11 protein-coding genes are annotated in these 10,772 nt (G+C 64.2%); 10 read left to right on the top strand and 1 reads right to left on the bottom strand.

The features are described 5' to 3' along the window. From AC1D1W_RS18225 to AC1D1W_RS18210, 4 genes are all read left to right on the top strand, one after another. A partial coding sequence (locus AC1D1W_RS18225) for a hypothetical protein (RefSeq protein ID WP_476944425.1) occupies positions 1 to 202 on the top strand: 202 nt, incomplete at its 5' end. Positions 203 to 285: 83 nt separating this feature from the next. Continuing rightward, on the top strand, positions 286 to 2,202 hold the full coding sequence (locus AC1D1W_RS18220) for a phage tail sheath subtilisin-like domain-containing protein (RefSeq protein ID WP_243178912.1): 1,917 nt from the start codon (positions 286 to 288) through the stop codon (positions 2,200 to 2,202). Between the two features lie 31 nt (positions 2,203 to 2,233). Continuing rightward, positions 2,234 to 2,734, top strand: a complete 501-nt coding sequence (locus tag AC1D1W_RS18215; RefSeq protein ID WP_243178900.1) for a phage tail protein — start codon at positions 2,234 to 2,236, stop codon at positions 2,732 to 2,734. Between the two features lie 65 nt (positions 2,735 to 2,799). After that, positions 2,800 to 3,696: a T4 family baseplate hub assembly chaperone gene (locus tag AC1D1W_RS18210; RefSeq protein WP_243178892.1), complete on the top strand. Its 897-nt coding sequence runs from the start codon at positions 2,800 to 2,802 to the stop codon at positions 3,694 to 3,696. 541 nt (positions 3,697 to 4,237) lie between these two features. Here the strand turns inward: AC1D1W_RS18210 and AC1D1W_RS18205 are convergent. Next, positions 4,238 to 4,447, bottom strand: coding sequence for a hypothetical protein (locus AC1D1W_RS18205; RefSeq protein ID WP_243178882.1), 210 nt, complete (start codon positions 4,445 to 4,447; stop codon positions 4,238 to 4,240). A 506-nt stretch (positions 4,448 to 4,953) separates the two neighbouring features. Here AC1D1W_RS18205 and AC1D1W_RS18200 point away from each other — a divergent pair. The 6 genes from AC1D1W_RS18200 to AC1D1W_RS18175 all read left to right on the top strand — a co-directional run. Beyond that, positions 4,954 to 5,832 carry a Pvc16 family protein gene (locus AC1D1W_RS18200; RefSeq protein WP_476944424.1) on the top strand — a complete coding sequence of 293 codons (879 nt, stop codon included), beginning with the start codon at positions 4,954 to 4,956 and terminating at the stop codon, positions 5,830 to 5,832. Beyond that, positions 5,829 to 8,021, top strand: coding sequence for an ATP-binding protein (locus tag AC1D1W_RS18195; RefSeq protein WP_243178880.1), 2,193 nt, complete (start codon positions 5,829 to 5,831; stop codon positions 8,019 to 8,021). Before AC1D1W_RS18200 ends, AC1D1W_RS18195 begins: the two co-directional genes overlap by 4 nt. Further along, entirely contained in the window at positions 8,018 to 8,746 is a 729-nt protein-coding gene (locus AC1D1W_RS18190; protein ID WP_243178840.1) for a hypothetical protein, read from the top strand. Before AC1D1W_RS18195 ends, AC1D1W_RS18190 begins: the two co-directional genes overlap by 4 nt. Further along, the gene (locus tag AC1D1W_RS18185) at positions 8,743 to 9,354 is read left to right on the top strand and encodes a hypothetical protein (protein ID WP_243178838.1); all 612 of its coding nucleotides are present in this window, start codon (positions 8,743 to 8,745) and stop codon (positions 9,352 to 9,354) included. Before AC1D1W_RS18190 ends, AC1D1W_RS18185 begins: the two co-directional genes overlap by 4 nt. A gap of 8 nt (positions 9,355 to 9,362) precedes the next feature. Next, positions 9,363 to 10,487 carry a phage late control D family protein gene (locus tag AC1D1W_RS18180; protein ID WP_476944423.1) on the top strand — a complete coding sequence of 375 codons (1,125 nt, stop codon included), beginning with the start codon at positions 9,363 to 9,365 and terminating at the stop codon, positions 10,485 to 10,487. Between the two features lie 10 nt (positions 10,488 to 10,497). Further along, the coding region (locus AC1D1W_RS18175) for a phage baseplate assembly protein V (protein WP_476944422.1) at positions 10,498 to 10,772 on the top strand (275 nt) is incomplete at its 3' end.

Raw genomic sequence — 10,772 nt, 5'->3', positions numbered from 1 at the left:
CGGCCAGGTATCGCAGGAATTCGCGGAAGTCGAAGTTCAGGACAATCAGGCGGTTGATTCGCTGGTGTCTCGAGGAATTATCGAGGTGGTAGCCGGTGCCCGCGCTGCGGGCGGCCGGGATTCGAAGCCTGCAGCCGCGGCGAAGGCCGCACCGAAAAAAGAAGAAGAAGCGAAGACAGACAAGGAAACGACTCAAGCCTGAGCGGCTGTCCCGTTCGGGCGCGCGACCGGATCTGTTCGGACTACGGCGGGAGAAACAACGTGCCGAATTTGACGTATCCGGGCGTGTACATTGACGAAGTCTCCAGCGGTGCGCGGCCCCTGGAGATAGCGGGAACCTCCACGGCGGCGTTCGTCGGCCTGGCTGAGAAGGGATCGGCGGAAGCCACCCGGGTAACCAGCTGGCCGGCGTTCCAGCGTCTGTACGGAGGCTTCGTTCCGGACAGCTACCTTGCTCAGAGCGTCTTCGCGTACTTCAACAACGGTGGTCGCCAGTGCTACATCGTGCGCGTCGTCCTCAGCGATGCGGTGGTGGCGGACGTGACGGTGGCTAACCGGGCCGCTCAGCCGGCTCCAGGGATCACTTTTTCCGCGAAGGATGCGGGGGCCTGGGGAAACCACCTCGTCCTGCAGATCGAGGATGCCTCCACGGATCCGGGTAACAGGTTCAGGATAAGCGTGCGCCGACAGCCCGATGCCGAGGTCATTGCTCCGGACTTCGCCGGCAGTCCAACGTTGGAGGACTTCGACGACCTCAGCTGTGATGAGTCCTCGGACCGGTTCGTGGAGGCCGTCCTGGAGCATGAGTCCAGCCTCATCACCGCCCGGATGCTTGCTCCCAACAAGGTACAAAAGGGTGTATACCGCGGTGGAGCCGGCGCCGCGGTCCCGCTCGGTGATAAGCGGGGTTTCCGGATCAATCTCGACGGCGATGGCTTCCACGACGTGGTGCTGCCCGCTCCGGCCGGGGCGGCGGATCTTGCGGGGGTCGCAGGCGCGATCCAGGAAGCGGTGCGGGCACTGAAGAACAATAGGGCCTCCAACAAGGAAGCCTTTGAGAATTTCACCTGCGCGGTAGAGACGGCAGGGCCTGCCGGAGGACCGGAACGGCTGGTCCTGCATTCGGGCTCATCCAGGGCAGCATCGTCGGTGCGGATCGGCAAGGCCCTGGAGCAGGATGGGACGGGTTTGCTTAAGCTCCTCGCCGACGACGCCGTTGCCGAGGACGGCTCCGCGGTCCAACGCCCTGCCAACGCCCAGTCCGTGCAGGTCGGGGACGCAGAGCTGGGCGGTGTCGTCCTCGCGGTCACGGCAGGGGAAAACGGCGGCGATCCGGTGACACCGGGAACCTTTGACGAAGCCTTCCGGAAACTGGACGCGGTGACGGATGTGAGCCTGCTGGCCGTGCCCGGCGAGACTTCGGCTGACGTGATGGATCTCGGCACGGCTTACTGTGCCAACCGCCCGTTGAAGGACATCTTCTTCATCGGGGAAACGCCCCGCGACACTCGCTCTGCCGATGAGGCCGTGAAGTACCGGGGCAGGTTGACCGCCAGCTCCTACGGCGCACTGTATTACCCCTGGCTCAAGGCGCCGGACCCGACCGGGCGGTCACGGGAACCGGTGATGCTGCCGCCGTCGGGCCATGTGGCGGGTCTCTACGCACGCATCGACGCGTCCCGGGGAGTCTGGAAGGCTCCTGCTGGAACCGAGGCCACGGTCAACGGAGTCGTCGGTCTTGGCACGGACCTCAGCGACGTCGAACACGGCAATTTGAATGCGAAAGGCGTCTGCGCCCTGCGCCGTTTCCCGGCCACCGGCGTTGTCGTCTTCGGTGCGCGTACGATCGCTGGACCGTCGGACGTGGAGTGGAAATACATCCCGATCCGCCGGACGGCAATGATGCTGCGCGTCAGCATCTACAACGGAATCCAGTGGGCGGTTTTCGAGCCCAACGACGAGCCTCTGTGGTCCCAGCTGCGGCTGAACATCGGCTCCTTCATGACAACACTCTTCCGGCGGGGAGCCTTCCAGGGCTCCTCGACGTCGGAAGCGTTCTATGTCAAGTGCGACAGCGATACGACAACGCAGGCAGATATCGATCTGGGCATTGTCAATGTCGAGGTGGGATTCGCGCCAGTAAAGCCGGCCGAGTTCGTCGTCGTCCGGATCAGCCAAAAGGCCGGCCAGGCCTCCGGCTGACCTGCGGACCTATTCGGAGAGGAACACGGCCATGGCAAGGTTCACCGTTAACAGCACGAGGTTCGACCCCTACCTGGGCTACAGGTTCAAGATCAAGTGGGATGGCCAGTACGTGGCCGCGTTGAACAAATGCGGGGCGTTGAAACGGACGACGGAGGTCACCGCTTGGTACGAGGGTGGTGACTCCAGCGGCCCGCATCAGATTCCGGGCAAGACCAAGTACGACCCGATCACCATGGAAGCCGGAGTCACCCACGACACCACGTTCGAGGAGTGGGCCAACAGGGTCAACAATTTCAAGGGCGATGCCGCGATGTCGCTGGCGGGCTTCCGCAAGGACATCAGCATCGAAGTGTTCAATCACCAAGGTCAAAAGGTCATGGCCTACAACGTGTACCGGTGCTGGGTCTCGGAATACCAGGCCCTGCCCCAGCTTGACGCGGGCGCCAACGCGGTCATGATCACCACGGTGAAACTCGAAAATGAGGGCTGGGTTCGGGACGTCTCCGTGCCCGAGCCCAAGGAGACTTGACCCGGAGCCTGGTGTTGTTGCGCCATGATCCATAAACGCGACCGCTGGAACAAGCGAGGTGAGCGATGCATACACTGGCCGGTACGCTGCCGGGCGGCTACTGGGATGGCGGCGGCACGCTGCACAGCCGGTTTGAGCTGACGCCACTGACGGGACGTGAAGAAGAACTGTTGGTACAGGCGACGGACCGTCTGCCCGCCGAGCTGGTTACCGAGGTGCTCTCACGAAGGGTCAGTAGCGTCGGGGGCCTCAGCCCCGTACGCGAGGAAGTGGCAAGGCAGCTGCTGGTGGGTGACCGCCAGTTCTTGCTGCTGCGGTTGCGGCAGGCGACATTCGGTGACCGGGTGCGCGCCGGGCTGGTTTGTCCGTGGGCAGATTGCGGAAAACGGGTGTCGGTCGAGTTCTCGCTGGCGCAGGTGCCCGTATTCGAGCTCGCGGACAAGGGCCCTGTCTACACAATGACACTGTCGAAGGCTGCGGCGGAAGATTGTGACGATGCCGGCCGGGAGGTGCGGTTCCGCCTGCCCACCGGCGCGGACCAGGAGGAACTCTCGGAGTGGCTGTCCGTGAACGAGGCCCAGGCGTTGACTTTGCTGCTGACCCGGTGTGTCAGGGCCATCGGAGGATTCTCACCGCCGGGGGAGGACCGGATCGGTGCCCTCTCGCCGTTGGCCCGCGCCGAAATCGAGGAGCGGATGCAGGAGCTGGCGCCCGGAATCGAGCAGGTGATGGAAGCCGGTTGCGTCGAGTGCGGCCGGCAATTCCTGGTGCCATTCGATGTGCAGCGGTTCTTCTTCGGCGAGCTTCGTGTTCACAGCGACCTGCTCTACCGCGAGGTTCACTACCTTGCCTACCACTATCACTGGAGCGAGCAGGAGATCATGGCGATGACGCGCGACAGGCGGCGCACTTACGTTGAGGTCCTGGCCGATGAGATCGAGAAGCTCAATGATGATGCATGAAGGCTATCTCCGCCGCGTGTTGGCCGACGGCGCCCGGAGATTCCGCTACCGCAGCGGCGTCGGGCGGCTCCTCGGGCAGCCCGACGCCGCATACGCCATTGATTTCGCGCCGGACCTGACGCCGGGATTCGCATTCCCCCATCCAGTGTGGAGGTCCAACGCCGTTTCCCGCTTGCCCGATGGGGCGTTCGAGCCCGTGCCCTTCGAGCCCGCACCCTTCCAACCAGGGCCCGTGGAACGCGAGCCCCAGGAGGCGGGGCGAATGGAACCGGAGCCAATGGACCCGGCAGAGTCCGATGCCGGCCGCCCGCCGGCGGACAAACGTTCGGGAACCCTGCCGGCGGACACGTCGGCGGCGTGGATGGTGGGGCTCTCCGGCGGTCGACCCCTCGACAACGACAGTCAGCCCCTGACGGAGAGTCGCCCCGGCGGGGGAGACCCACCGGTGCATGCACACAAGGACCCCGGCGCGAAGCCGCTCGTCGGCAACAAGCCGGGCCGGTCGGCGCTGATCATTCCCGGATCTACCGAACAACGCACTTCACACGCACATGCCCCTGCAACTGGTGCTTCCGGCCTCTATCCGGGTTACCCTTCGACGCTCCCCGCCCGGGCGTTCGACGACGGGGTGCATCCCGTCGGGGCGTTCGACGACGGGGCGTTCGACGACGTCGGTCCCGGACGGCCGCCCGCCGTGTTGCCCGGACATCACCCCGCCCACGGTCAGGAACAGCCGGAAGGCACCTTCCACGGCAAACCTGCCCCCGGCGCCAGCGGGGGTTTCCCGCCGTCGCCTATGCTGGCGCCCCCTGATGTACCTCGCGGATTCGAAGCGCCACGCCCGGGCGTCCTAGGGCCGGCGGAATCCGCCGTTGTGCAGCCCGCGGCTGCCCTATACCGAACACCGGTCGGCCAGAAATCGGATTTCACGCCGGCTCAGGCCCGGTTTCTGCCGGACCTGATGAGCGGGAACCAGGCAGCGGCGCGCGCCGCCGTAGATCCGAGAGCCGCGCCGGCCCGCCGTGACGGTGCCCTCGCGGAGCGAAGCCTGCGCGCGGCCAATGCAGGGCGGGGGAGTTCGGGCAGACCGGTGCAGGGCGTTCCCCGCCCGGACCTGTCTCACGTCGGGTCTGCAGAGGCGGAGGCATCGCACGGAGACGGGCAGGACTCAACGGCACTGCCACCGCGGCAGCCTGTTCCGCAGGTTCTTGGGGTCCCGGCCATGGGCGAGGATTCACGTAGCGGCAGTCCGGCCTTTTGGGAGCGCAGGCATCTGCGGCGATGGCAGACGGGACTGCTGCGATGAGCGCCTCGACAGCCATCGGCATGGTCAGCGCATCCTTGCGCAACCTGCTGGTCGCAAAGATGCGGCTGAGCCCGGTTGTCGACGTGACGGTGCTTGCCCCCGACGAACCGAGCAGCAGCAGGCGTATCAACCTGTTCCTTTACCGTGTTGAGGAAAGCGATTATCTAGCCAACCAGGACTCGACCGCCGGGCCCGGTAATCAGCTGATTCCGGCGCCGCTCTCACTCAGCCTCTTCTATCTGATGACGGTCTATGCTCCGAACGATGCCGTCAACGGAAACGTCACAGCCCAGGAGATCATGGGCGAAGCCATGCGGGTGTTCCACCAAAACTCCCCCATCCCGCGAGACCTCCTTGAGCCGGGGCTGGCGGAGGCCCGGGAGGACTTGCAGCTTGTCTGCAGGAAACTTGATCCGGAGGAGCTGAGCCGGATCTGGGCAACCTTTTCCCGGCCCTTCCGGCTGTCGGTTCTCTACCATGTGTCCGCCGTCCAGCTTGACGCTTTGTCGGATACGCCGCAGCCGGCTCCGCAGCGGGTGCGCACCGTCGGAGTTCCCGGGGTACGGCAGCCGGCCAAGCCTCCCTTGATCCTCGATGTGTTACCGGATCGTGGTCCGGCCGGCACTGCCGTCATGTTCACTGGCCAGAACATCGTAGGGTGGAAAGTCACGGCGAAAATCGGCGGCCACAGTATCCTCGATGCGGCGGAGCCGGCCGGAGACACCGTTGCGGCCACGATTCCGGACGGCCTGAAGGCCGGTGTCTACGAGGTGCAGGTGGACATCGCGGCCGCCTTCCGGCGGACTTTTTTGTTCGAGGTGGTGGCATGACCGAGGGCGTAACCGGGGCCGCGTATGCGAACAGTTACGGGCACATCCGTGACGAGCTGCGCAGGCTGGACATGCGGATCAGGCTCCGAGCACTGACCCTGCCACTTCTGAACCAGGAGGAGCCCCAGGCCCAGCTGGAGCGCACGGTCTACATCTCGCCCGGCGAAGTCGGGTGGCTGCTGGACGGGGCGGGCGGCGCCGGAGCCGACAAGGAAGCCGAGGCGGCAATGCGGAAGGCCCTCCACGGGCTGTCCGAGCAGATCGACTGTGCGGTCCGTTCAAGCCTTGAAGCTGGCATTCCGTTGGCTTTGCCGCGCCTGGCGGACCTCTTCGGGCTCTCGGAATTCGAGCTTCAGGCCGTGGTCATCTGCCTGGCGCCGGAGTTGCGCGCCAAATATGACCGCCTCTACGCCTACCTGCAGGACGACATCACACGCAAACGGCCCAGCGTGGACCTGGTCCTGGACCTGCTTTGCGAGACAGAGGATGAACGCTGGAAAAATCTTGAGGTGTTCAGCGGTACGTCCGCCTTGCTGCGGCGGGGACTGCTGCAGACCGTGGAGGACCCGCACAGTCCGTCCGGGTCAAGCGGGCTCGCCCAGTTCCTGCGGCTGGACCCGCGGATCCGGCAATTCCTCCTTGGTGATCCGCAGATGGACGCCCGCCTGGCCGGCCTGGCGCGGCTGCAGGCGCCGGCATCCGCTACAGTGTCGGACGCAGAGCCGATCGGCGGAACAGCGGCGCCCGTCCGGCTCGATCCGGTGCTGCCGGGGCAGCGCCGGCAGGTCCTCTACCTGCAGGGACCCGCTGGCGTCGGCAGAGCCTCCTTGGCGTTGCGCCTGTGCGCCTGCGCGGAACTGTCCATGCTCGTCCTTGATTGCAGGGCACTGCTGGAATCTTCTCCTGAGCAGCAGCGGGAGCTGATGGGTAGGGCATTCCGGGAAGCTGCCCTGCAGCACAGCGCGCTGTATCTGGAGCGGGGAGAGCTGATCCTGGGCGAGTCCGCCCGGGCAGCGCTGAAGTCGTTGGGCCAACTGGCCGACGAGCCCGGAGGTCCCGTCATCATTGCCGGCGACGTGCCTTGGACCTGCGGGCACGTTTTCGCCGGTGCGCACTTCGAGACTGTGGAGGTCCCGATGCCGGATGTCGCCGAACGCGCCGCGATATGGCGCCGGCAGCTGAACGGACGCACACCTGAGGTGGCGGATTGGGCCGAAGACCTTGCCGTTCGATTCGCGCTTACCCCCGCGAGGATCCGTGACGCAATCGCCGTTGCCGAACAGGAAAGCCGCCGCAGACCAGGAGCCCCGGCGCCGAGCGCCGAGGATCTGGCGGCGGCCTGCCGGAGCCAGTCCAACCAGAACCTTGGCGACCTTGCGGTCAAGGTGGACGCTCGTTACATCTGGGACGACCTGGTTCTGCCCGAGACGAAGACCGCGCAATTACGCGAGATCTGCAGCCAAGTGCGCTACCACCATAGGGTGTACGAGCTCTGGGGCTTCGGACGGAAACTCGCTCACGGAAAGGGCCTTACCGCTCTGTTCGCCGGCCCTCCCGGTACCGGCAAGACCATGGCCGCCGAAGTCCTGGCCGGCGAGGTTGGGCTGAGTTTGTTCAGGGTCGATCTGTCAGGCGTGGTCAGCAAGTACATCGGGGAGACCGAGAAGAACCTTTTCCGCATATTCCAGGAGGCGCGCAGCAGCAACGCCATTTTGTTCTTCGATGAGGCCGACGCGTTATTCGGCAAACGCACCGAGGTTGCTGACGCTCACGACCGCTATGCAAACATCGAGACGAGCTATCTGTTGCAGCAACTGGACGAACACGAGGGCGTCGTGTTGCTTGCATCCAACCTTCGCACCAACCTCGATGAGGCCTTCACCCGCCGCATTCGATATGTCGTCGATTTTCCGTTTCCGGACGCCGCCCACCGCCAACGCATCTGGGAAGCGCACTTTCCCGCAGAAGCGCCCATAGGGGACGACGTCGACGTCGCCACGCTGGCACGGGAATTTCCCCTCGCGGGGGGCAACATCAAGAACATCGTCCTTAACGCGGCGTTTCTTGCGGCCGCAGACGGCGGCACTATCAACGCCCGCCATATACGCCTAGGTACCCGCCGGGAGTTCGAGAAACTCGGCAAGCTTTGGAACGAGCGGCAGCCTGAGGGCCGGGTGGTGATCCGATGAGCGGCGTTCCCAGCAAGCCCCGGATCCTGCACGGCGCATTCGTGGAATTTGGCCTGAGTGTTCCGCCGCTGCTCGTAGCTTTCCAATACAATCCGCTGCAGCTCACACGGAACAGGGAGCTGACCTTCGCGCCTATGGCCCAGCCGGCGCCACGCGCCACGAGGGCTTACCCGAATCCCACGCCGCCGGAGCCGAGGCCGCTGCGAGACTTCCACGGCCGCAAACAATTCGAGGATCTGGACGAACTTCGCAAGAACCAGCTCGTTACCGTGCAGGAGCAGACGATCGGATTCGATGTGCGGCTGGATGCAACGGACAAACTGGACGAACGGGACGGCATCGCCGAGCAGTTCGGAATTGCACCGCAGTTGTCCACCCTTGAGCTGATGGTTTGCCCGAAAGGCGAGGGCGTCCTGGGCGGTGTGGTCAGCGAGTTGCTGGGCCAGCCGAAAGACTACATCCATCCCCGGCGCGCCAACCCGCCTCTGATTCTGTTCATCTTCGGCCGAAAACGGGTGCTGCCGGTGAACATCAACAGCATCCACATAACCGAGACGGAGTTCAGCGCGGATTTGAATCCGGTCCGGGCTAATGTCGCCGTTAGCCTGACGGTGATCGAGGGAAAGAACGCGCCGTACACGTACTCCCGGCTTATGACTGAGACCATGTCGGTCCTGAATCTGGCCAATATCGGCGACGTCGCCGACGTAGTGATCCCGGGGTGAGCGTGATGGCACACCGATATTCCCGCTACCGCACGTCCGCCGTCCCGCCCGCCCCGGATGCCCGGGGAAGGGTATCTGCGGCCACGGACTTGCGGGCCCTGCCCGCTACGCCGGGACGCTTTCGTCACGTCGTCTCGGAAGGTGAGCGGCTGGACCAGCTGGCGTACAAGTATTACGAGGAGCCCTTGCTCTGGTGGCATATTTGCGACGCCAATCCGGAGTTTCTTTCCCCCCTTGCGTTACTGGGGCAGGAACCGGTCGTCACTACGCGTTTCCCTTTGGGCGCATCGCCCGGCGGCAATTCTCCTGACTGGCCAAAGTTGATTCGCGCCCTGTTCGGGCTTGCCGGCGTCGAGGACGTCGCCATCGAGGAAACTGTCGAGTACCTCACCACCATCGAACCTGTGGAAATCGGGCCACGGGCCGTGAGGAAAGTTCCCATTACCCAAGAGCGCTTCAAGCGAACGCTCCTGGTGACTTATAACAATCGTGCCACCGCCGCCGAGACCCTGATAGAGGCTATCCGGGCAGCAGGACTTGAAATCGGGCCGCCGGTCGAGGTCGGGCAGCTGGGCCGGCAGATCGTCATTCCACCGGTGAGAGCGTAGGGGCAGGCATGGAGCAGGAGAAGCTACGCATCGAGATAGGCGGCACAGAGCTCCCCGGGCTGTACGACGACCTGGTCAGTCTGGAAGTTGAACTGGACGACGAACTCGCAGGGATGTGCCGAATCACCCTTGCGGTGCTCCAGCGTGACGACGGCACCTGGCCCTACCTTGATGACGAGCGGTTCCAGCTCTGGCAGCGAGTCGCCGTCACAGCCGGGCTTGGAGATGACGACGAAAAGCTCTTCTCCGGCTTCGTAACCCATGTGCGGCCGGAGTTTGCCGGTACCCCCGACCAATGCCAGTTGGAGCTCTGGGCCATGGACGCGAGCGTGCTGATGGACCGGCGGGTTGTGCTCAAAGACTGGCCTAACCGCAAGGACAGCGACATCGCCGCGGAAATTTTCGGGACCTATGGCCTAAGTTCGCAGGTCACCGACACAGGAATCATCCACAGCGGCGAAGTCTCCACGATCATCCAGCGCGAAACCGACATCCGCTTCCTCAAACGCCTCGCCCGGCGCAACGGTTATGAATGCTACATCAGGGGGAATACCGCCCATTTCGGGCCGCCCGGGCTTTCAGGACGTCCGCAACCGGTCCTGAACGTGCAGTGCGGTGAGGAAACCACGGTCACGCACTTCACCATCGAAGCGAACGCGCTGGTGCCATCGTCGATCGCGATGTCCCAGATTGATCATCTGACCAAGGAAGTCCTTGACACGACTGTGGACCGTGCCGCCCAGAAGGCACTCGGGGGGAAAGCGGCCACCGTCTATCTGCCTGCGGGCATGAGAAAAGAACCAACACATCTCAACCAGACCATCACCACCGGACGCTCCGAAATGGAGGCCCTGTGCCAGAGCCTGCACGACAACGGCGAGTGGTTCGTAACAGGGGAGGGCGAGGTGGCCGCCAACCAGTATGGCACCATCCTCATGCCGCGAAAAACCGTCACCATCAAGGGGATCGGTGAAAACTTCAGCGGCGTCTATTACATCACGCGCGTCACCCACGTCTTTGAGCCAGGCGGTTATACACAGGTCTTTACCGTCCAGCGCAACGCCCTGATGCCGACGGGAAGCGAGACTTTCTCTGCCGACGGCGGTGGATTACTACCCGGACTGCCGATCTGAGGAGGACCCCATGATGGATCTGGAACGCGTTGTCGCCGACTTGGTGGAGAAGGTTGAACGCCGCCACTATGGCAAGTACCGAGGCATTGTCGTCGACAACGAGGACCCGAAGGGGCTAGGCCGGCTTACGGTGCGCGTGCCGAGCGTCCTCGGTACCGACGTGGTGGCGGGCTGGGCTAAAGCGTGCGTTCCATATGGTGGAGCTGACCAGCAAGGTTTGGTATTCATTCCGGATCGCGGGGCTGGGGTATGGATCGAATTCGAGGAAGGCGACCTGGAATTCCC

This window comes from Arthrobacter sp. P1_B4, assembly GCF_056406555.1.
The sequence above is the reverse complement of the archived record's forward strand: the minus strand, read 5'-3'. Positions and strand labels throughout refer to the sequence as shown.